Annotated in this window: 20 protein-coding genes, 1 tRNA gene and 1 pseudogene; 10 read left to right on the forward strand and 12 right to left on the reverse strand. The window is 45.1% G+C overall.

Translation table 11 applies throughout. From position 1 onward, the window contains the following. Positions 1–86, forward strand: a pseudogene (locus RDK53_RS07530) (IS200/IS605 family transposase); the annotation flags it as partial. A 125-nt stretch (positions 87–211) separates the two neighbouring features. Here the strand turns inward: RDK53_RS07530 and RDK53_RS07535 are convergent. Beyond that, positions 212–1,978 (reverse strand): flavocytochrome c, encoded by a 1,767-nt coding sequence (locus RDK53_RS07535; protein WP_308514012.1) that lies wholly within the window; start codon positions 1,976–1,978, stop codon positions 212–214. A gap of 273 nt (positions 1,979–2,251) precedes the next feature. Between RDK53_RS07535 and RDK53_RS07540 the strand changes: the two genes are divergently transcribed. Continuing rightward, a complete protein-coding gene (locus RDK53_RS07540) occupies positions 2,252–3,892 on the forward strand; it encodes an aromatic amino acid ammonia-lyase (protein WP_308514013.1) in 1,641 nt (546 codons plus the stop codon). Positions 3,893–4,098: 206 nt separating this feature from the next. Here the strand turns inward: RDK53_RS07540 and RDK53_RS07545 are convergent. The 6 genes from RDK53_RS07545 to RDK53_RS07570 form a co-directional block, all read right to left on the reverse strand. Beyond that, positions 4,099–4,175, reverse strand: a tRNA-Met gene (locus RDK53_RS07545). Between the two features lie 91 nt (positions 4,176–4,266). Beyond that, positions 4,267–5,088: a bifunctional hydroxymethylpyrimidine kinase/phosphomethylpyrimidine kinase gene (thiD, locus tag RDK53_RS07550; RefSeq protein ID WP_308514014.1), complete on the reverse strand. Its 822-nt coding sequence runs from the start codon at positions 5,086–5,088 to the stop codon at positions 4,267–4,269. Beyond that, entirely contained in the window at positions 5,078–6,397 is a 1,320-nt protein-coding gene (locus tag RDK53_RS07555) for a 3-deoxy-D-manno-octulosonic acid transferase (protein WP_308514015.1), read from the reverse strand. The genes thiD and RDK53_RS07555 overlap by 11 nt, the downstream gene beginning before the upstream one ends. After that, positions 6,394–7,341: a lipopolysaccharide heptosyltransferase I gene (waaC, locus tag RDK53_RS07560; protein ID WP_308514016.1), complete on the reverse strand. Its 948-nt coding sequence runs from the start codon at positions 7,339–7,341 to the stop codon at positions 6,394–6,396. Before waaC ends, RDK53_RS07555 begins: the two co-directional genes overlap by 4 nt. Before the next feature lie 65 nt (positions 7,342–7,406). Continuing rightward, positions 7,407–8,870 carry a glucose-6-phosphate isomerase gene (gene pgi / locus RDK53_RS07565; protein WP_084081521.1) on the reverse strand — a complete coding sequence of 488 codons (1,464 nt, stop codon included), beginning with the start codon at positions 8,868–8,870 and terminating at the stop codon, positions 7,407–7,409. Continuing rightward, the gene (locus tag RDK53_RS07570; RefSeq protein ID WP_308514017.1) at positions 8,851–10,233 is read right to left on the reverse strand and encodes a phosphomannomutase/phosphoglucomutase; all 1,383 of its coding nucleotides are present in this window, start codon (positions 10,231–10,233) and stop codon (positions 8,851–8,853) included. Before RDK53_RS07570 ends, pgi begins: the two co-directional genes overlap by 20 nt. A 218-nt stretch (positions 10,234–10,451) precedes the next feature. Here RDK53_RS07570 and rfaE1 point away from each other — a divergent pair, with 218 nt between their 5' ends. The 4 genes from rfaE1 to rfaE2 are packed head-to-tail and all read left to right on the forward strand — an operon-like array spanning position 10,452 to position 13,506. Further along, positions 10,452–11,396 carry a D-glycero-beta-D-manno-heptose-7-phosphate kinase gene (rfaE1, locus tag RDK53_RS07575; RefSeq protein ID WP_308514018.1) on the forward strand — a complete coding sequence of 315 codons (945 nt, stop codon included), beginning with the start codon at positions 10,452–10,454 and terminating at the stop codon, positions 11,394–11,396. A gap of 19 nt (positions 11,397–11,415) precedes the next feature. Continuing rightward, entirely contained in the window at positions 11,416–12,411 is a 996-nt protein-coding gene (rfaD, locus tag RDK53_RS07580; RefSeq protein WP_308514019.1) for an ADP-glyceromanno-heptose 6-epimerase, read from the forward strand. Between the two features lie 7 nt (positions 12,412–12,418). Continuing rightward, the gene (gene gmhB, locus RDK53_RS07585) at positions 12,419–13,000 is read left to right on the forward strand and encodes a D-glycero-beta-D-manno-heptose 1,7-bisphosphate 7-phosphatase (RefSeq protein WP_308514020.1); all 582 of its coding nucleotides are present in this window, start codon (positions 12,419–12,421) and stop codon (positions 12,998–13,000) included. After that, complete coding sequence (gene rfaE2 / locus RDK53_RS07590; RefSeq protein WP_308514021.1) at positions 12,997–13,506, forward strand: D-glycero-beta-D-manno-heptose 1-phosphate adenylyltransferase; 510 nt, start codon at positions 12,997–12,999, stop codon at positions 13,504–13,506. The genes gmhB and rfaE2 overlap by 4 nt, the downstream gene beginning before the upstream one ends. A 98-nt stretch (positions 13,507–13,604) precedes the next feature. On the opposite strand, the gene galU is transcribed toward rfaE2, so the two are convergent. The 4 genes from galU to RDK53_RS07610 form a co-directional block, all read right to left on the reverse strand. Further along, entirely contained in the window at positions 13,605–14,441 is an 837-nt protein-coding gene (gene galU / locus RDK53_RS07595; RefSeq protein WP_066594108.1) for a UTP--glucose-1-phosphate uridylyltransferase GalU, read from the reverse strand. A 76-nt stretch (positions 14,442–14,517) separates the two neighbouring features. Continuing rightward, positions 14,518–15,324 (reverse strand): lysophospholipid acyltransferase family protein, encoded by an 807-nt coding sequence (locus RDK53_RS07600; protein ID WP_308514022.1) that lies wholly within the window; start codon positions 15,322–15,324, stop codon positions 14,518–14,520. Positions 15,325–15,357: 33 nt separating this feature from the next. Then, positions 15,358–15,810, reverse strand: a complete 453-nt coding sequence (gene ruvX / locus RDK53_RS07605; RefSeq protein ID WP_308514023.1) for a Holliday junction resolvase RuvX — start codon at positions 15,808–15,810, stop codon at positions 15,358–15,360. Then, entirely contained in the window at positions 15,803–16,348 is a 546-nt protein-coding gene (locus RDK53_RS07610) for a YqgE/AlgH family protein (protein ID WP_283590303.1), read from the reverse strand. Before RDK53_RS07610 ends, ruvX begins: the two co-directional genes overlap by 8 nt. 545 nt (positions 16,349–16,893) lie before the next feature. On the opposite strand from RDK53_RS07610, the gene RDK53_RS07615 reads away from it, so the two are divergent. From RDK53_RS07615 to RDK53_RS07630, 4 genes are all read left to right on the forward strand, one after another. Then, complete coding sequence (locus RDK53_RS07615) at positions 16,894–17,466, forward strand: hypothetical protein (RefSeq protein ID WP_308514024.1); 573 nt, start codon at positions 16,894–16,896, stop codon at positions 17,464–17,466. Positions 17,467–17,886: 420 nt separating this feature from the next. After that, a complete protein-coding gene (locus RDK53_RS07620) occupies positions 17,887–18,327 on the forward strand; it encodes a DUF2721 domain-containing protein (protein ID WP_066594112.1) in 441 nt (146 codons plus the stop codon). A gap of 10 nt (positions 18,328–18,337) precedes the next feature. Continuing rightward, the gene (locus RDK53_RS07625; protein ID WP_066594117.1) at positions 18,338–18,775 is read left to right on the forward strand and encodes a DUF2721 domain-containing protein; all 438 of its coding nucleotides are present in this window, start codon (positions 18,338–18,340) and stop codon (positions 18,773–18,775) included. Positions 18,776–18,879: 104 nt separating this feature from the next. Further along, complete coding sequence (locus RDK53_RS07630; protein WP_308514025.1) at positions 18,880–19,497, forward strand: HdeD family acid-resistance protein; 618 nt, start codon at positions 18,880–18,882, stop codon at positions 19,495–19,497. A gap of 83 nt (positions 19,498–19,580) precedes the next feature. Here RDK53_RS07630 and RDK53_RS07635 read toward each other — a convergent pair whose 3' ends face one another. Beyond that, complete coding sequence (locus RDK53_RS07635) at positions 19,581–20,675, reverse strand: hypothetical protein (RefSeq protein WP_308514026.1); 1,095 nt, start codon at positions 20,673–20,675, stop codon at positions 19,581–19,583. Positions 20,676–20,707 lie beyond the last annotated feature (32 nt).

Here is a 20,707-nt window from a genome sequence, read left to right on the forward strand (position 1 = left end):
CTCCTTCTTATTTTGCTGCAAGTTGTGGGGGTGCACCTATTTCTATTATCAAACAGTACATTGAACAACAGAATACGCCTTACTGAAAAAATTATTATATTCGACCCTTATATCACCGTCCTAAAGGACGGTGTTTTACGGGTCGGTCTGATAAAAAAGAGAGAGCGTTAAGCCCTCCCTTTCAGTAAAGATCCTTATTGGAACTTATTTATTACTTGGCTGCCTGGGCTGCTGCTTGACCTGCAATTCGTCCGAAAACGATGATATCGGTATAAGCATTACCGCCTAAACGGTTAGTACCGTGAGTAACACCCGTAACTTCGCCGGCTGCCCAAAGACCAGGTATAACTTTACCGTCAGCTGTCAAAGCCTGGGCCTTTTCATTGATTCGGATTCCGCCCATGGTGTGGTGAGTAGAAGGAACTGCCTTGATAACATAGTACTTACCTTGGCTCATATCCATCAGACCGCTTCTGTGATTGAAGTCCTTATCATTGCCTTTACCTGTCATGGTGTTGACTCTGTCAATTGTCTTAACAAGCTGGTCGTACGGCATCTTTGTAAAGTCAGCGATGCACTTCAAATCTTCACAAGTCTTCATGATGCCTTGTTTTGTAAAGGCTTCATATTCGTTAGTGTGAGTCTTAACAGTATTGGAAATCTTGCCGATGTTGTCGTTCCAGAGAACCCAGCAATAGCCTCCCGGCTGTTTCAGGATAGCATGAGAAAGAACGTCACGGCGGTCAAGTTCTTCAACGAAGCGCTTAGCGTCCTGATTCAGCATCAAAGCACCGTCAAAGCGTGCATCAGCGATCAATTCAATCACACCGGAAATCGGGTCGCAAATAGGATAGGTTTGGATATATCCCATATTGACCAACTGTGCACCGGCTTTTTCGGCCATATAAAGAGCTTCGCCTGTAGATCCCGGAGCATCCGTAGTCTTGAAGCGTTCATCAATCTTCGGATTGTACTTCTTAACCATTTGGGCATTAGCACCGAAGCCGCCGGTAGCTAAGACAACACCACCCTTAGCATTAAATGTGTATTCCTGACCGTTCATCTCAGCCTTAACGCCGACAACTCTGCCTTCTGCGTTTTTGATGAGGTCAACCATCTTCATATTAGTAATTACAGGAATACCGAGTTCTTCTGCCTTGTGCATGAACTTAGAAATGAATTCCGTTCCTGTATGGCCTTCAGGAATCAATGCGCGTTTGCGGCTGTGGCCGCCGAAGAAGAAAAGATTATCAGGCTCGAAATTAACGCCGATGTAGTCCTTACACCACTTAGCGGCATCAAGAGCGTTATGTGTCATGACGTTGATAACCTTCATATCACCCTTCTGATCGCCGCCTTTGAAGGTATCTTGAGCATGAAGCTCAGGAGAGTCGTCATTGATGCCGAGTTTTGGCTGGACCCAGTTCTTAGCCACATTCATTTCAGCACCGGAAATAAGAGAGTTTCCACCGATAGCCGGCATTTTTTCCAGAAGAACTACATTGGCACCTGCGTTCTTAGCGGTAATAGCGGCAGAGAAACCAGCACCGCCTGCACCGACTACCACAACGTCGTAGTTATTAACTTTAGGCAATGCCTTTTCTACTTTCTTGATAGCTTTCTTATCGCCTTTAGACAACTTAATACCAGCATTCTTAGCGGCATCTTCAACAGCTTGCTTCAAGCCTTTAGAAGAGAAAGTGGCTCCGGAAATGTCATCTAAGTCAGTGGAGTTAGAAGCGATGATGTCAGAGCGGAGGTCTTTGTAAACCTTCTGAGCAAGAACCGGGTTTTCTTTTTCTTTTAAAACCTTAATGTCTTGGATTTTGCCGTTATCAAAGGTGACGGCAACGGTAACGTCTCCATGTTTACCTACGCCTGTTCCTTCAGTTGTGACCGGGGCGGCAAAAGCTTGGAAAGAAACTGTACCGAATACTAAAGCAGTAGCTGCTGCAAGAATGGTGGATTTGTAGTTCATACGAAGCTCTCAATTTGTGAGTGAATTGTGACAAAACGAATTATATTCAAAAACCGACTGTTCGGTATATTTTATTTTTTAGCATAATAAGTAAAAACACTTATTTTGCATCAAGACAAACTTTTTATCTTTTGTTTTTTAAAAATTTATTTTATAAATTGGTACTTTTACTAACGGGGATATGTTGCTTAAAAACAAACCGACCAGTTGGTTTTTATTTTATGATTTTCACATTAAATTTTCTCAATCCTCATTCACTCAAGGAACAGTACAATGCAACTACGTAAATTGGCTCTTTCTCTTGGTTTGGTTTTTATGTCCTCCGCTTCTCTCGCTGCCGTTACTTTGACCGGTTCTTCTCTTACGCAGGATCAAGCTTGGTCTGTCGCAAACGGGGAAGAGGTCAAAATTGATCCAAAAGCAGTGAAGCATCTGACAGACTCCTTCAATCTCGTTAATGAAGCCGCGAGACAAGGCGCCGAAATTTACGGCTTAACAGTTGGAGTAGGCCTTAACAAAGACCATCATCTTTTTGACGCTAAAGGCGAACTTACAGAAGAAGCTAAGCATGCCAGCACGGAATTCAACAGAAACATTCTTCGTTCTCACTCTGTTGGTTTCGGCCCTGCCTTAGATCCGAAACTAGTCAGACTTTCGATGGTTATTCGATTGAATACATTGCTGACCGGCAGAGCCGGTGTTCAGCCGTATGTTGCGGAACTCTATGCCGCTTTTCTCAACAAAGGCATTACACCGGTAGTTCCGGCGCGCGGTTCCATTGGAGATGCTGACATCACGCTTGCCTCTCACATCGGCGCAACAATGATGGGAGAATGGAAAGTTATTGTCGACGGAAAAGAACTTCCAGCCGCCGACGCATTAAAAAATGCTCAGATCCGACCGTTGGTACCGCAAGGCAAAGACGGATTGGGCATTCTCTCCAACAATTCCATCGGAATGGCTTTGACTATGAATGCCGTTAAGACGTTACGCCAAGTCGTTAAAGTTACACCAACCGTTTTCGGCCTGACCTTGGAAGGAATGAACGGCAATGTTGCTCCTTTCCTTGTTCAATCCGTAAACTCTCATCCGTTGCCCGGACTACAAGAAGCGGCCCAAGACTTCAGAGCCGCGTTGAAAGGTTCTTACCTCTGGGACAAAAACGCCAAGCGCAATTTGCAGGATCCTCTCAGCTTCCGCACTACCGTCTATACCTACTCAGAAGCGCTCAAATCCTTGAAAGAACTCGATGAGCTGATTGATGTTCAGATCAATTCGTCAGATGACAATCCAGGAGTCCTTTTGAACGCCTCTCCGGAGGATTCCGAATCCTCACAAGTCGCGCAATATTTCGTGGAAGGAAATGGTCTCAAAGGCGCAATTATTCCTTCTGCAAATTTTGAACCGCTTCCAATTGCAATTGCAGCTCAAAAAAGCGCAATCGCTCTCGGACATCTTGCTCATAACTGCATGCAGAGAACCATTCGTCTTGACGAAGATCGTTTCTCGGGACTTCCGCGTTACTTAACGGCAAAGACAAATCAGAACGGTCATAATTTCGGTGCGACCGAAGACACCATGGTTTCGATCTATGCAGAAAACGTTGATTTAGCAAATCCAGTATCTCTCGACGGAGCTCCGGTTGAAGGCAATATTGAAGATTCGGCCTCCAATCTTCCGAGAGTTGCAGAAAGACTTAACCGTTCGGCCGAAAACATGTTGGCTCTGTACTCAATGGAACTTCTTCACGCTGCACAAGCTGTTGATTTACGCAAAGAACAGCAAGAGGTTAAGCTAGCTCCGGCCACCCAGAAACTTTACGACGCCTATAGAAGTAAAGTTCCTTTCGTAGAAAAAGACAGAATCTTCTCCGGCAATCTGGCTGACGGAATTGAACTTCTCACCAACTACTAATACTTTCGTGAATCGATAAATTCTCCTTGGCACCGAGACCGCTACTTCCTAGCGGTCTTTTGCATTTTCAAAATTGCAGCAATCAAAAAAATTCTGATTCCCGATATTGAAAATATTATTTTGTATGCTAATTAAATCAGGGTTGAGATAAGTGTCTGAAAAACGAAAAACCCGCAATCCAATATTTTGAACTGCGGGCGGTATCTTGGTGGCGAATCAGGGACTTGAACCCCGGACACAAGGATTATGATTCCTCTGCTCTAACCAACTGAGCTAATTCGCCAGAGACGTGAATATTACAGGAACACTTTTATTTATGCAAGCCTTTTTTAATACTTCCAATTCTACAAGTGTAAATTTATGTAACTTCCTACTTATTTCCAGTACTTATAAAAGTGTTTAATCGGACCGTGACCGTGGCCAACTATTAGGTCATCAGAACCTTCAATGGCTTTATCCATAAATTTCTTCGCTTTTTTCATCGCGGTTTTTACCGTCTTCGTCTGAGGAAGAAGAGCCGCAATGGCCGATGACAAAGCACAACCGGTACCATGAGTATTCTTTGTGGCAATCCGTTTAGAAGAAAACTTAGTGAACTTTTTACCGTCAAATAGGAAGTCTTCAGCTGTCTTGGTGTTTTCTCGGTGCCCTCCTTTCAAGAAAACATAGCCGTGAGAGCCTTTCAGTTTCCACAATAAGCGGCAGGCTTCTTCCATCTTTTCATCGGAATCTATTTCTCCTTTCCAACCCAACAAAATCTGAGCTTCAGGAAGATTCGGAGTGATGACTGTAGAAATCGGAAGGAGATATTCGCGCAAAGCCGCAATGGCTTCTTGCTGAAGTAAAGGATCTCCGCTCTTAGCAACCATCACCGGATCTAGAACAATGTAACGCGGATTCCATTTTTCTAAGCCTTCGGCTACGGTTTTAATAAGCTCAGAATCGAAAAGCATTCCAATTTTGACGGAATCGATTGCAACATCTTCAAAGAGAGTATCAATCTGTTTTGCAACCATGTCCACCGGAATAGGAAATACCGCCGTTACACCAACGGTGTTTTGTGCTGTCAGAGCCGTGACAACTCCGCAGGCATAAGCATTCTGCGCACTGATAGTTTTAATATCAGCCAAAATTCCTGCACCTCCCGAGGGATCAACTCCTGCAATCGATACTACATTCGGGCACTTATGCTTCATCTTCTTCACCTCCGCCTAAAATTTCGTCAATAACAGCCATCGTTTTCTTAGTAGCGCCTCTTTTCTTTTCTGAGAATAACAGGGCCTGTTTAGACAAAGCCTCTCGTTTTGCCTTGTCTTCTAATAACTCTTCAACAGCCCTCATGGCGTCTTCTTCATCTTTGACCTGAAGAAGTGCACCTTCGTTTTTCCCTTCTTCAATGGCCGTCTGGAAATTAAATATGCTCGGACCCACAATAAGAGGCACCCCAATGCCGCACGGTTCGATAACGCTTTGAGACCCATATGGTCCGAAACTGCCTCCCATTACGGCAACATCGGCCAGTGCATAGTAGAAGTTCATCTCACCCATGCTGTCGCCAAGAATTACTTGCGGACCATTTGCACCGAAAACCGTCCTCCAATCACGGACGTTACTTCGCTTTGCAACCGTCAGTCCATGATCTTCGATTAATTTTCTGACCTGTTCGAATCTCTGAGGATGACGAGGAACAATCAGCCACAACGGTTTAGGCCCTTTTCCTTCTTTTTCCAGCTTCTCAATAAGCTTCACAAACCTTTCCTCTTCCCCTTCCCTGGTACTGGCAAATAAAACCAGCGGCCTTTGCAAAAGCTTACGCAGTTCGATTGCAGTACGAAGCTGAGGAAGGTTAGGCGTGAAATCAAACTTTAAATTGCCGAGAACCACGACAGGATCGCAACCGGCTTCTCTAAGACGCTCAGCATCGGCTTCGGACTGAGCCAACGTAATATCTAAGCGCTGCATAGCCGGCTTTATTAAGGCACGAACCTTCTTTCCCTTTTTCAGCGACCTTTCCGAAAGCCGTGCGTTGGCCAAAATTAAAGGAATGCCTTTTTTCTTCGCATAAAAAGTCAAATTAGGCCAGACTTCGGTCTCTATCATGATGATGAGGGAGGGCCTAACTTGCTGAAGGAATCTTTTCACCGCAAACGGGGTGTCATACGGCAAATAACTTTGAGTGATTCTGTCTCCATAGCGACGGGCGATCTTCTCTCCGACTTCTCGGCCGGTAGGCGTCATGTGCGTATAGATAATATCGACTTGCGGCCATTTCTTTAAAATCGCCTCGACAAGAGTTTCCGTAGCTCTTGTTTCTCCGACCGATACTGCGTGGATCATAATTCTCACACGCGAACTCTTTGGTTTGGGATAAGAAGCCAATCCAAATCTTTCTGACCAATGCAGCTTATATTCGGGCTGTTTTCTGGCCCTCTTAAGAAGATATAACATCGCCAACGGACAGGCAGCGTACAAAAGGCTGCTGTAAATAGGCCTTATCGGATTCATGAGAGAACCTCTTTAACAGCGTCATAGACTTCTTTAACTTCAGGACAGGCGTCCACGCCGCCCAATGCACATTTTTTACCCTCGCCCATCAAAGGCACTAACTCGATCGGGTAGTCTCTGAAAATGCCAACTGTAGGAAGCCCCATTGCGGATCCCAGATGAGTCATTCCGGTATCTACCCCGACCACAAGCTCGCAAGTTGCCGTAAATTTCATTAGCTCTCCGATTTTCATCCGTGCAAGAACGAATGCTTCCTGACCGATTGCATTTTTTATTTTTTCTACGCGTTCTTTTTCTTCAGGACTTGCCCAAGCGAAGAAGACTTTCCATCCCTCATCGGTCAGAAGTCTTCCGAGTTCAATCCAGTAGTTTTCGGGCCAGAGCTTCGTTTTGCGGCTCGTATTCACAAAGAAAATCGCCTGCTTGTTTTCAACCTTCTCCGATGAGAATAAGAAATCGAAAACCGGTGCCGTATCCGGCATGACATAATCAAGAGCTTGAGCAGTTAGCTGCCGGCATCTTTCAACGGCCGAGAGCTTCTTGGAAACCGGGTAAGTCTTGTCGTACATCCAGGAAGCTGCCGCCTCCTTAATCGAGGCTCTATCGTACCCGGCCATCGGCGACTTCGCGAGTTTTCCAACTACCGCACTTTTGATTAAGCCTTGCAGATCAATGACAAGATCATATTTTTTTTCCTGAAGTCTCTTTTTTAAGGCTTGGATTTCTTCTCGAGTTTGTTTGGAGAAAATAGACTTTCTCCATTTCCTCACGTTGCAAATAATGGTCTCATCGACAAGGGGCGTATGACGGACAATATCTGCAAACGGCTCTTCTACAAGCCAATCAATCCTCACTCCTCGGATATTTTTTCGGATATCCGCCAATACGGGAAGAGCATGGACTACGTCTCCCATTGAGGAGGTCTTTACGATCAATATATTCAAGGGACGCCTTTTGTGAAAAAAAATGCACTCCCGCCTTTTTCAACGAGAATGCATCAATATTACGCTTACTGCTCTTCGTTCATGATATCGCGGGCAAGCCGTTTACCCAACTCGACTCCGGGCTGATCGAACGGGTTGATGCCGAACAAGTTGCCGAGCATCGTAGTCTTGTGTTCGTACATAGCCATTAAAGCTCCTAAGGAGTATGGGCTGATGTCTCTAACTCGAATGACGTTGACCGTGTTCATGGCCAAAGAATCATCGTCTTCGGTCACTAAAACATTGGCCTGAGCCTTGGCATTAGCCAAAAGGAAGTCATGATGAACGGTAAGACTGTGAGCAGGTCTGTCCGCCCAAAGAATGTCGATAGCCGTTCTGGCAACGCCCTGTCTCAGACATTGGAAGAATGTGTGCTGGGCATCATTGCCTAAACCGCCCCAAACAATACGGCCTGTAGGGAAAAAGGTCAGTTCTCCGTTCGTTAGACGGCTCTTGCCCAAACTTTCCATCTGGAGCTGCTGAAGCCATTGAATCATGTGGCGCAGACGGTGCTCATAAGGAAGGAAGCATAAAGTCCCGGCATTTAACGCAATAGAGTTCCAGATACTGAGTAAAGCCAAAGTCAAAGGCAGATTCTTTTCAGGTTCACTTTCAATGGAATGCATATCCATTTGATGCGCACCGCGAAGAAATTCATCAAAGTGTGTCGGACCTAAAGCAATCATCAGCGGCAGGCCTGTTGCGCTCCAAACAGAGAAGCGTCCGCCGACCCAGTCCCAGATAGGGAAACGTCTTGCGCAAGGCACCCCGATTTTTTCTCCGGCTTTTTCATTGGAAGAGACAACCACAAAGTGCTTGCAAAGTTCTTCCCCTTCAATGCCCTGCTGAATAAACCAGTTGCGGATGGTTTCTGCGTTCAGCAAAGTTTCAGCCGTACCGAAACTCTTACTGGAAACAATAACCAACGTAGTGCTGGCGGACAGCTTAGAGAGAAGATTGACCAACACCCAGCCGTCAACGTTACTCACCCAGTGAACGGCAATTGAGGAAGTGTTCATGTCCTGGCAGGCATCGTAGACAAAGTGAGGACCTGCGAAAGAACCGCCGATACCGACATTAATAACATCGGTAATTCTTTGCCCTGTAGTGCCTCTCCATAAACCTTGACGGATTTCATAAGCAAATTTACGCATTTCATCAAGATTCTTGCGGACAGCTTCAGCCTGCGGCAGGGAAGACTCCGGATCTCTTAAAAGAGTATGCAGTGCGGCACGTTTTTCTGAAGAATTAACTTGCTTACCTTGCATCATATTGCGATGACGCTCAACCAGATGAACGTCTTCCGCAATACGGTATAAATGCTTTAATTCTTCTTCATTTAAGCGCTGGCGGGAAATATCGACCTTTACTCCGCAGGCTTCCAAAGTATGGTCGCCGCCGAGAAGCTTCGGAGGATTTTTCTCGTATTCGTCACTGTAAGCTGAAATTTCGGCCAATCCGGCCTGGGTCTTAGAAAGGAATTCTGGCATTCGGTTCTACTCTCAAAATCTCGTCTTTAAATCTCTGCTGGATTCTCTTAAGGGCGTCTTCGCTGTCTGCTTCAAAGCGCAAAACAACGACGGGAGTGGTATTGGAAGGACGGGCTAATGCGAATCCATCATCCCATTCAACTCTGATGCCGTCGATGGTGATGATATCTTTGGCATCCTCAAACTTAGCATTTTGCTTAATTTTTTCGACCAATTCGAAATTTTCTCCTTCAGCTGTCGGAATCTGTAATTCCGGTGTACTTACAGCATTAGGAAGATTCTTCAGCGGCTCATTTGCATCGGCAAAGCGAGTCAGAATTTCAATCATGCGGGTACCGGCATAGACCCCGTCATCAAATCCGGGCCAGCGATCATGGAAGAAAATATGTCCGCTCATTTCACCGGCGAAATCCGCATTGACCTCTTTCATCTTTGCTTTAATCAAGGAGTGTCCGGTGCGGGACATCACGGCTTTACCGCCTCTGGACTCAACGAACGGCTTTATGTTTCTGGTGCACTTGACGTCGTAAACAATAGTGGCGCCCGGACGCTTGGAAAGAATATCGCCTGCAAAAAGCATTGCCTGGCGATCCGGATAAATAATTTCACCGTCTTTAGTTACCACGCCCAGACGATCGCCGTCGCCGTCAAAAGCCAAACCGACTTCGGAGTCGCCTTCTTTAAGAGCCTTGATCAAATCTTGCAAATTAGCCGGTTTGGAAGGATCCGGATGGTGGTTAGGGAAATTGCCGTCAACATTGGTGTAGAGCTCTTCAACTTCCGCACCTAGTGTTTTGAATAAAGCTGCCGCAGTCGGGCCGGCAATGCCGTTGCCTGCGTCAATGGCTATTTTAATAGGACGGGAAAACTTCACATCATCGGTGATGGACTTCATGTAGGCCGGGAGCACGTCGACTTTTTCGTAGCTTCCTTTTTCTTCTGCTGTATAGAGTTTGTCTGCCACAATAGCCTTGTAGAGATCCTGAATAGTTTCTCCGTACAAAGTTTCGCCGGCTAGCATCATCTTCAGTCCGTTATAGTCAGGAGGATTGTGGCTGCCGGTAACAGCAACGCCGCTTCCTGTTTTTAAATAGACCGTACTGAAATAAAGGACGGGTGTAGGAACTGCGCCGATATCATAGACACCAATGCCCGCTTCTCGAATGCCGCGCACCAAAGCACATTGAAGTCTAGGCCCGCTCAAGCGTCCGTCTCTTCCTACGCAAATGTGGCTGACCCCCTTTTCTCTTGCTTTTGTTCCGAGGGCTTGGCCAACTAAAAAACAAACATCTTCAGTTAAAGTTTTATCAACAATGCCTCGAATATCGTAGGCCTTAAATATGGATTGTGAGATCGCTGTCATCAATCCGTCCTCCTAATAGTTACTTCGCGTCATTTTAATGATTTAGAGACAATTTAGAAACATTTAGCTCGAGAAGAGCCCATAGAAGGAGGAGGTTTGCAGAAAATATGTTAAAAATCACAAAATTCTGTGACATTTTTCTCGGGCATAAAAACTATCTTATTTTTGTGTTGGAGCGTGTAAGCGTAAAATCAATCCAACTTAGAAGGTCCGAAAATATGGAATTAGAAAATATTAATAAGAAGACAATCGAAGCGGCATCCATCCTTGTGGTTGGAGATGCAATGCTGGACCGTTATTGGTTCGGAGATGCATCCCGCATCTCTCCTGAAGCCCCCGTTCCCGTAGTTAAAGTAACAAGAAGAGAAGATCGTCTCGGCGGTGCGGCTAACGTAGCAAGAAACTCAGCCAGCCTCGGTTCGCTTACTTCCTTATTAGCCGTCATTGGAGATGATGAAGCGGGCAATGTATTGATGGAACTTTTGGAAAAAAGCAACGTCCGTCCGTGTCTCTATAAAGATCCCAACAGCACAACCACAGTCAAGCTCAGAATCCTCGCCCGAAATCAACAGATGCTCCGTACGGATTTCGAGTCACAGGTTCAGGGATTAGCTCTCGACATGCACGAGTCCCGTTTCGCCTCTCTGCTTCCGGATCATGACGCCGTCATCTTGTCTGACTACGGCAAAGGCGGCCTGGACAGAATCGCGAAAATCATTGAGCAAGGAAGGACTTTCGGAAAACCAATTCTCATTGATCCGAAAGGTGATGATTACTCGCGCTACAAATATGCAACCTGCATCACTCCTAACAGAAGTGAGCTTGCCCAAGTTGTCGGTCAATGGCGTGATGAAGAAGACTTGCACAACCGAGCTCAAAACCTGAGAGAAGAGCTCAAACTCGAAAAACTTCTGCTGACTAGAAGTGAAGAAGGAATGACGCTCTTTGACGAAGACGGCAGCTGGAGCGTTCCGGCCCAGGCTAGGGAAGTTTTTGATGTGTCAGGTGCAGGAGATACCGTTATTTCAGTACTCGGCGTGATGCTTGCCGCCGGGTACGACTGGCGCACTGCAGTCACCGTTTCTAACAGAGCCGGCAGTATTGTTGTTGGAAAATTAGGAACTGCTACCGTCACCTTCGAAGAATTATTTGGCAAACAATAATCAACTAAAGGAATTAATCATGAGTTTTATTGTTACAGGGGCAGCCGGTTTTATCGGCGCCAATATTGTCCGAGGACTCAACCAGCGCGGCATTACCGATATTCTTGCCGTGGACAACCTGACTAAGTCCGACAAATTCACTAACTTAGCCGATACCGTAATCGCCGACTACTTGGACAAGAGAGTCTTTATTGACTTGGTCAAAAAAGGCGAAATCGCCGCTCCTGAAGCCATTTTCCACCAAGGCGCCTGCTCCGATACCATGGAGTTAGACGGCCATTACATGATGGAAAATAATTACCGCTACACCTTGGAATTGTTTAACTGGTGTCAGGCTAAGAAAATCCCGTTCTTCTATGCTTCTTCGGCTGCAACTTACGGTGCATCGTCCGTGTTCGTAGAAGATGTAGCCTATGAAAAACCGTTAAACGTTTACGGCTACTCCAAGTACCTCTTCGACCAAGTTCTTCGCAGAGAAATGCAGAAAGGCCTAACAGCCCCGGTTGCAGGTCTTCGTTACTTCAATGTATACGGCCGTATGGAACAGCACAAAGGCCGTATGGCTTCCGTTGCTTTCCATCAATACCATCAATTCAGAAAGGACGGTAAAGTCAAACTGTTCGAAGGCTGTCTCGGCTATGCCAACGGCGACCAGAAACGCGACTTCGTCTATATTGACGACGTAATAGACGTCAATATGTTCTGCTTAGACAAATCCATCACCGGCATTTACAACTGCGGAACGGGACATGCTCAACCTTTCAATGACGTTGCATTGACCGTCGTCAACACTTTGAGAGAACAAGAAGGCAAAGAGGCCTTAACCTTGGAAGATGCCGTCGCCCATGACTTCATCGAATACATTCCGTTCCCTCAAGCTCTTGTCGGGAAATATCAGGCCTTTACTCAAGCCGATTTAACTCATTTGAGAGCCGCAGGCTACGATAAGCCCTTTAAGACCGTTCAAGAAGGCACAAAAGCCTACATGCTTGAGCTTCTTAAGAAGTATCCATAAACGGCCGATGGTTTATAAATTTCTATTTTCCAGAAAAGCGCCAACCCCGATCAAAGCCGCATTTCTTGATCGGGACGGCGTAATCAACATCGATTACGCCTATGTCAGCAAGAAAGAGCATTTTGATTTTGTTGAAGGCGCATTAGAGGGCATTCGGGTGTTAGTCGAAAAAGGATATGCACCCGTGCTCATCACCAATCAAAGCGGTATCGGACGAGGGAAATATACCGTTTTTGAATTCAAAAAATTATGCTGCTGGCTTGAAGGAGTATTGGCTAATCAAAACACACCCTTACTGGCCGTTTATTTTTGTCCTCACCATCCGGAAAAGGCTTTTGCTCCTTATCTGCAAGAGTGCAGCTGCCGAAAGCCGGAACCCGGTATGCTTCTGGCTGCTCAGGAAGATCTCAACATCGACATGACGCAGAGCATCTTTATCGGTGACAAAAACAGCGACATGACCGCTGCGATGCGCGCCGGCATACCGACCCGCATCTTGGTGCAAAGCGACGGATATAAACCCTTTGACAAGCAGGATTGCTGCACCCAAACCGCTAAAAATCTTTTAGAGGCTGCTGAACGATTATGACCACTCATCTTCCTCCCCCAAGCTTTGAACAAAAAATTACAACGATGGAAAACTTGGCTGAAGCGGTAGGCAAGCTTCCTAAACCCGTCGTTCTTACCAACGGCGTTTTCGATATTCTGCACCGAGGCCATGTCACTTATCTTGCCCAAGCCAAATCATTAGGAAAAAGTCTTGTGGTTGCTGTCAACAGCGATAAATCCGTCAAAATGCTTGGCAAAGGAGACGACAGACCCATCAATACGGAGGCAGATCGAGCTGCTGTTCTTGCCGCCTTGGAGAGTGTTGATTTAGTGGTGATATTTCCGGATAAAGTTCCGTTGGAAGCTGTTCGTCGGGCAAAACCAGACATTTATGTAAAAGGCGGCGACTATAAGATTGAAGATCTTCCCGAAGCTGAAATTGTCCATTCTTACGGTGGAGAGGTTGTAACGGTCGCCTTTGAACATGACAGAAGTACCACAAAGTTATTAAAGAAAGTTCGTCAGACTTCCGCGGAAGCAAAATAGACGAGCTTATATATCTCAAGATCCATTGGCCGAGACCAAAGAAAAAGCGGCTTGCCGAGCATAATCGAGCGTGCCGCTTTCTTTTTTCTCAAGATTTCTTACGCGATCTTATAGCCGTCTTTTCTTGCGAAATGAACTGTGGCATTCAAAAATCCTTGCTTGGAGCCGCAGTCAAATCTTTCACCTTCGTAAGAGCAAACATAGGTATTCTTCTTTTCCAATTCTCTGGCAATTGCGTCAGTTAATTGTATTTCACCGCCTGCTCCCTTAGGAATTTTCTTGAGGCTATCAAAGATTTCCGGCTCAAGAATATATCTGCCGATAACAGCCAAGGTGGACGGGGCTTTATCAGGATCCGGCTTTTCGATGATGGACTCAACCTTAGTCACGTCTCCCTTTTCAGCAACCTTCACGATACCGTAATCCTTGGTTTTTTCGCGAGGAACTACTTGAACGGCTAAAACGCTGCCACCGCCTTTATCTTCACGAGTCTTCATTAACTGCTCAATAACCGGCTTCTTAGAATCAATCAAGTCATCGGCGAGAATGACAGCAAACGGTTCGTTGCCGATTACCGGTTCACCGCAAAGCACAGCATGGCCGAGACCTAGAGGTTCCGGCTGACGGATAAAGATGAAATTAATTCCGGAGGGAACAATATCTCTTAGGGTCTTGAGAAGAGCCGTCTTGCCTTTAACTTCCAAATCTCTTTCTAATTCAGGAGCGCTGTCGAAGTGATCTTCAATAGCACGTTTATGACGGCCGGTAATAAAGATCATATCGGTGATGCCTGCCTTAGCAGCTTCTTCAACAGCATATTGAATAAGAGGCTTATCCACTACGGGAAGCATTTCTTTCGGCATAGCCTTGGTTGCAGGAAGAAATCTAGTACCGAGACCAGCAACGGGGAAAATCGCTTTTCTTACAGGTTTCATTGTCTTTAATTTTGGGTTAACAAAGGTTTGTCAGATTTTAAACTTTTTAGGCCTTAGGTCATAGGTTAGAAGTTTTCTAGGAGTGGCTTATTGCTTTGGAAAGAGCATTCGCCTCGTTGGGGTCATGTTCTAAGAAACGCTCGCCCCAAACACGTCTAAGTTCTTCACGCATTCTTTCCTCGCAAATTTTGCCGACCTGGTGACGATCAAGGCCTTTAGTGTCAATCGGCTCTAAAAAATGGGCTGTTGCAACAACATCTTTTGTCGTCACAACGTTCCAAAGAGAGCCCATAAGGGTCACATCTCCGCAGAAGGCTACTTTAGTTGTCGGGATACCTTCACTTGTATAAACCAGGACCATTGGCTGTACAACTGCACCAGCTTTGACCGCAGGGGCCAAGAAATTGGATTTCAGGGGAAGCAAAGAGTTTCCGAATGTGGTCGTTCCCTCAGCAAAAAGAGCAACGACCTCTTTTCTTTGCAAAGCTTCTTGAATGTCCGTATTGATCTGAAGAATAGCTCTCTTGGAAGAACGATTAATAAAGAGTGTGCCGATCGCCTGAGCAATCTTTCCGAAAATCGGCCAGTTGGCAATTTCAGCTTTGGCCACAAAACGGCTTGCAACGGCAGAATCCAACGAGAAGATATCTACCCAGGAAATATGGTTAGAAACGATAATTTCTCCCGGGGCTTCCTCGGTTAAGCCGTACTCCAGCATACTTTTCGGAAGACTGCCGGTATAAGCCGTTTTTACGCCTGCCATCGCCAAAATGCGGCGGTTGTATTCTTTAATCATCCGCCCTTGTTCTTTCTTATCAACCCTCTGGAATTTTGTATAAGCAACAAACAAAACCCAAAGAGAATAGGTAAGAAGCGAAACCATACGGGAAACACCAACCAAAATTCTCATGATTTTTTAATTTACGTTATCGATAAAATTTTCTCTGAACCACTGTTCCAGAATGACCTGAGCGGCTAGATCGTCAATGTAATCATCTGCGCCCTCCTCTACATCAACTGAGGAAAAGCGTTCATCCACTCTTGCCACATATACATTGAACCGGCCGTTGATTTGATTAGCAAAGTTTTCACAGACAGAGGTCATTGAGTTAGGAGCGCCGTCCTTATGACGAGGAACACCAACAACCACCAACGCCGGCTTCCAATCTTCCATGATCTGCGTAATTTGCTTCCACTTTTCTTGGTTTTTCTTCCAATGAATAATGGTTAGAGGGCGGCTGTCCTTGACAACCGTGTTGCCGATTGCGACTCCTATTCTGGCTAATCCATAGTCGAAAGCCAAAATAATGCTGTCTTCCGATAGTTTTTCGATGACTTTCTGAGGAAGAGGGGAATTCTCTTTAAGCATGACCGACAATACCTTCCATTGATTTGAATTGATTCACATCAATTCCCAATTCTGCCAATGCGGCGTCGTATTTCATCTGATAAGGCATCTCAAAGAGTATCTCTTTATTGAAAGGTGCAACTAACCAATCTTCTCGGCCCAATTCATCTTCCAACTGACCTACGGCCCATCCTGCGTAACCGACGGCGCACAAAAAATTTGAAGGCCCGGTGCCTTTGAGGATATCGTCAAAAATATCAACTGACACGGTTGTTACTACTCCGGGTCCTGATCTCATGGATCTCATCCACAATTTTTCGTCAGGATGAAGAAAAATCCCCTGGTGAGGAGCTACAGGACCGCCCCAAAATACGGGCATTTCCTCAACTTTACGAGGAAAAGAGTACTGAGTAAAAAGACTTTGTAAAGTCATTCCGATTGGTCGATTAACCACTATACCGGTTGCTCCGTCTTTGCCGTGTTCGATCATATAGATCAAAGTTTCCTGGAATCTAGGATCCTGCATAGACGGTGCTGCAATTAAAAATTGCCCAGTCAAATCCACTTTATCAACTCCCTCTAGAAACAAGCCAAATACATTGTATCGGATGAGTTCTTTCTTGGATATAAGGCAGCCACCTTAAAAAAGAATCATAAGGCCAACACTCGACTCTAAATTATCAGTTTACATGCTATCTTTCTCCGACTCTGCCTCTCAAAATGAGAAGTAATCAAAACCTTTTCTACTTTTTCTAGTCCAGAGAAATTATTCATTTTTTCGCTTAAACTTTTTGACGATAGACGTCTATGACAAGGTTCATTCTATGACTCGCGGTATTGGGCAAAAAAGAGCTTTCGGCCATTTAAAGTTCTCGGCTGCCGATATTGAACAATAGTTCATTACAGCTAATGAGAAATCCAGAGTTTAGTTAAATTACAAAGTCACAATGCTTCTGTCATGAGGCCAAGTAAAAAATATGTCAGCATGTAGCTATTTAAAGAAGTAAATCAATCAGAACTGACTGGAAACAGACGTAGGCGAAATTCGAGCGCAGGAGTCGGTGAATAGTTACGAAAACGGAGTCAGTTATTCAAGGAGACGGAATGTTTGATTCGAGATATGTGAATGTCCAAGAAGAGAACTGCTCAATAAACGTATATATCTCTGAGCCGGAAAGAGAAGTGAAGAAGTTATTAGCAATTCCTTATTTCTATGTCCCACTCAACGAAGAATTTATTGATTATATCGAGGATGCTGTGAAGGAAATTAAGGCCACAAGTTACACTCTTAATTTGTGCTTTCCTACGGATAAGAATTATTCCGACACCGACAAGGAGTTATTTAAAGCAAGAATCCACCAATACTTTGTATTCAAAGCAAACAAAGCGAAAAAGAGACTGCATGAAAATTTCCGTCAGACTGCAGGATTGTTTGTATATGGATTCGTCTTTATGCTTGCCTGTATGCTTATTCGCGGATTTTTCAGCGGATATCCTGATGACTCAATCTTTAATTCCATCAGAGAAGGTCTGCTTGTGCTGGGTTGGGTCGCCTTATGGTGTCCTTTTGAAAAACTTCTCTTTGAATGGATACCTCTAAAAAAGGAGCTCAACATCTGCAAAAGACTTGCGTCTATGAAGACTGAGTGTATTTCAAAGAACCTTCAGCCCAATTAAGTTCTAACCCAAATACCGCTCCCAATAGAGGGGACTTTGGCTGTTGCTGATGGAGAGCAAAATCCAAAAACACGAATGAATTAAGGCTAACGTCTTACTTACTCACGCCGCAGTTGAGTTAATAGAACCGCACTGACAAGACATCAAATCAGATTCTTGATTGAATTTCCTAGGTAGCTTGCTGCATTCTCAGCAAGTCTAACCTAGTCCCAGGAGATTCAATTTTTCTGGTTTAGATAAAGCATCAGAGTACGGAGAAATCGTCGATTAGACTCACAAAAACGGCTGTTAATAATTAATTTGAGATAGGTGACATCTGCAATGTAAGCCTGCTTCCTTTTTCTCTGAACTCAAAACTTCCTAAATCTTAGGTCCTGCGAATTAAAATAAAAGTTTTCCAGAACAAAACTTCTTCTCCCGATGGTCGAATTTTCAACAACTTTAGCTGATGCTTTAGCTCCCATTACCCTGATTTCCGGCGTGGGACTTCTGCTTGTTTCTATGTCTGCACGTTACGGACATGCCACCACCCGCATTCGTCAATTGATGGCTGAACGTTCAGATTCTCCTGATGAAGTAGATGAGGAATTAGAAAATTCCATTCGTCTGATTTACCGCCGTGCAAAACTTTTAAAAAACGGCGTACTGACTGTTGCGCTTTCTGCAGCTTTCAGTAGCCTGCAGGTTCTTTTCATTACGATTGAGCATCTGTTTAATCTAGACCTTTCCGTCTGGAAATCGGCCATGCTGTTAGCTTCCGTGATTTTCATCGTACTGTCGAGTTGTATTTACGTAAGTGAAGTACAGATTTCCGTACGAGCTCTCGGCGTATCCGTTCATCATCACGACAGACCGCAATAAGGAGTGAATCATGGTAACTTACGCAGCAACCTTATCGAATGCCTTGACTCCTATTACTCTAATTTCGGGTGTAGGCCTTTTGCTGTTAGCGATGTCAGCGAGATACAACCACACAACAGACAGAGTAAGACAGCTTTTAAAGGAAAGAAAGAAAATTCTTCCTAGGAAAGACAGCGACTTAGAAAGAGCAATTAACCTAATCTACGAACGCAGCCATCTTTTGAAGAATGCCATTCTTGCGGTAACAATTTCTGCAGCTTTCAGCGGAATTCTGGTTCTAGTCTCCATTCTGGAAAATATTTTGAACCTCAAACTTGAGGTCTGGAAGTCCACTATTCTTTTGACCGCGGTCATTTTCATTGTCACTTCGACCATCTTTTTTGTCATGGAAGTGCACCTATCTCTGAAGGCGCTTGGCTTAAGTATCGAGAAGCGCATCCGATCATAATTTGGGCGATCAGGTAGGCTTCGTTTACTCAGAGTGGTTTGTTTTTCCTCTTACTTGCCTCCAATGAATTCATCATTGAGGTATCCGAATAAGAGGAAAAAATCATGTCAGACAACAAACAAAATCCTATGCCCGGCGATCCCGTCAATGCTCGTATCGTCCGTGAATTGCTCCTGCCGCTTCGCAACAGCTCCGGCTCTATGATTGGTTGGGGCATCTTCTCCATCGTCCTTGGTACCATCGGTTTATTTGCACCGATTGCGTTCTCCGTAGGCGTCACGATTTTCGTCGGTGCCATGCTTCTCGTCAGCGGTGCAACCGGTCTTGCACTTTTTTGGAAAGCTCAGGGATGGGGAGCCAGAACGGCTGCAATCATTCTTGCATTATTGACCGCCGTTACCGGTTTAATCTTGATGTTCTACCCGATTTTCGGTGCAGAAACATTGACATTATTCTTGGCTTCTTACTTTGTCGCCGTCGGCCTTGTGAAGTGCTGGATTGCATTGAGCAACACCGATACAAAAGGCTGGGGCTTGATGCTCTTCTCTGCTGTCGTTTCCTTCCTGTTAGGCATCTGCCTCTGGTGGGGCTGGCCGCAAAGCGCTCCTTGGATCTTCGGTATCTTTGTCGCTATCGAATTGATCTTCGACGGTTGGGCAGCTTTGATGATGGGCTTTGAAGTCAGAGCTTATACAAAGAACCAAGAAAATCAAAACAATTAAAAAATTAGTAGAACGGCGCTGTTACAGCAGCGTCTTCCGGGAGGACGGGATAACTTTTGGTTATCCCGTTGTTTTCTGTATTCTTATTTCTTGGATTCCTCCTCAATATCGCCTGAGAGTTTGTCGAGCATTTCGTCGGAGAATTTTTCCAATTCTTCAATCTGTTTTTGGCTGTCTTTCAGGAGAAGTTCTGCGAAAGGACGCTGAGTCTTCATCAATCCGGTCACAACCTTAATGCCTTGATCTTGGTCGGTGACGGTAAAGCTGTCGGTAACTTCATCGAGATTAACCGGAAGAATGACTGGTGTAAGCTCTCTTCTGAGCGGCATTTCTTGCGTTGTAACAATCGGCATAGGCGTCTCGGCAAGCTTCTTAAGCATGAAAGATAGGCCGGAGAACGGAATAGAAATCTGAAGCATAACGACCTGTCTGCTCAGCACGTTGTAATCTTTTCCATCGATCTTTTCGCGCTGAGGAATATCCGTTGGAATTAAGCCGGTCTCTCCAATTGACTGCGTCAACACCAAACCGATATCATTAGTCCAGTCCGGTGCCTTGCCTACTTCATAGAAGACTTTCTGAGCCGTCAGCTGTGCTACGGCGAAGAATCCGTAGGGCGGATTCTCTTCGCTCAGATGCATCAAAATACGCTGTGCATTTCTAATATTTTTAATGAGAATTGGAAATTCCAAAACGCGGAAAGTCCCGTTTGGAAGTCCGAAAGTACAAGGAAGATCATTAGGGCTGTTTAACCAGGAGATACGGTATTTACTTTCGAAATACTCTTTAGCTTTTTGTTCCCAGTCTTTTGGAAAACCGTCCTCATAAAGGCTTGCGAGAACCTGCGGGAAAGGTTGTTCATCAGAAGCTCCAACGGCGCTTCCCTCAATGCCCATCCAAACCTGAGAAACGGAATACATTTTGGTATCCTTTCTCCAGTTCACCGTAACCTTGGCTTTTTGCTCGGCATCCTTCCATTGGGCGAACCAACCGTCTTCATTGATGACTAAGGTGCCCTCATCAAGAGGCCCAAAAATCAAATAGGAAGGAAGATCTTTCTTTTCTTTAACTTCGCTTGCTTTGAAAGCAGCCCAATTAAACTGCTCTCCTGCACAAGGTTTGCTATTGATAATGGCTATCTCGAAAAGATCATCATAATTTCTTTCTTGAACCGACATTTTGTTTCCTAAACTGAATTTACAAGGCAGTC

It is taken from the genome of uncultured Turicimonas sp., from assembly GCF_902477955.1.
Lineage (GTDB): Bacteria > Pseudomonadota > Gammaproteobacteria > Burkholderiales > Burkholderiaceae_F > Turicimonas.

Bases quoted from the DNA above. Each gene is read 5' to 3' on its own strand.
- RDK53_RS07535 (WP_308514012.1), bottom strand. From the start codon at position 1,978: ATGAACTACAAATCCACCATTCTTGCAGCAGCTACTGCTTTAGTATTC.
- RDK53_RS07540 (WP_308514013.1), top strand. From the start codon at position 2,252: ATGCAACTACGTAAATTGGCTCTTTCTCTTGGTTTGGTTTTTATGTCC.
- thiD (WP_308514014.1), bottom strand. From the start codon at position 5,088: ATGAAGCATAAGTGCCCGAATGTAGTATCGATTGCAGGAGTTGATCCC.
- RDK53_RS07555 (WP_308514015.1), bottom strand. From the start codon at position 6,397: ATGAATCCGATAAGGCCTATTTACAGCAGCCTTTTGTACGCTGCCTGT.
- pgi (WP_084081521.1), bottom strand. From the start codon at position 8,870: ATGCCAGAATTCCTTTCTAAGACCCAGGCCGGATTGGCCGAAATTTCA.
- RDK53_RS07570 (WP_308514017.1), bottom strand. From the start codon at position 10,233: ATGACAGCGATCTCACAATCCATATTTAAGGCCTACGATATTCGAGGC.
- rfaE1 (WP_308514018.1), top strand. From the start codon at position 10,452: ATGGAATTAGAAAATATTAATAAGAAGACAATCGAAGCGGCATCCATC.
- rfaD (WP_308514019.1), top strand. From the start codon at position 11,416: ATGAGTTTTATTGTTACAGGGGCAGCCGGTTTTATCGGCGCCAATATT.
- gmhB (WP_308514020.1), top strand. From the start codon at position 12,419: ATGGTTTATAAATTTCTATTTTCCAGAAAAGCGCCAACCCCGATCAAA.
- rfaE2 (WP_308514021.1), top strand. From the start codon at position 12,997: ATGACCACTCATCTTCCTCCCCCAAGCTTTGAACAAAAAATTACAACG.
- galU (WP_066594108.1), bottom strand. From the start codon at position 14,441: ATGAAACCTGTAAGAAAAGCGATTTTCCCCGTTGCTGGTCTCGGTACT.
- RDK53_RS07600 (WP_308514022.1), bottom strand. From the start codon at position 15,324: ATGGTTTCGCTTCTTACCTATTCTCTTTGGGTTTTGTTTGTTGCTTAT.
- ruvX (WP_308514023.1), bottom strand. From the start codon at position 15,810: ATGCTTAAAGAGAATTCCCCTCTTCCTCAGAAAGTCATCGAAAAACTA.
- RDK53_RS07615 (WP_308514024.1), top strand. From the start codon at position 16,894: ATGTTTGATTCGAGATATGTGAATGTCCAAGAAGAGAACTGCTCAATA.
- RDK53_RS07620 (WP_066594112.1), top strand. From the start codon at position 17,887: ATGGTCGAATTTTCAACAACTTTAGCTGATGCTTTAGCTCCCATTACC.
- RDK53_RS07625 (WP_066594117.1), top strand. From the start codon at position 18,338: ATGGTAACTTACGCAGCAACCTTATCGAATGCCTTGACTCCTATTACT.
- RDK53_RS07630 (WP_308514025.1), top strand. From the start codon at position 18,880: ATGTCAGACAACAAACAAAATCCTATGCCCGGCGATCCCGTCAATGCT.
- RDK53_RS07635 (WP_308514026.1), bottom strand. From the start codon at position 20,675: ATGTCGGTTCAAGAAAGAAATTATGATGATCTTTTCGAGATAGCCATT.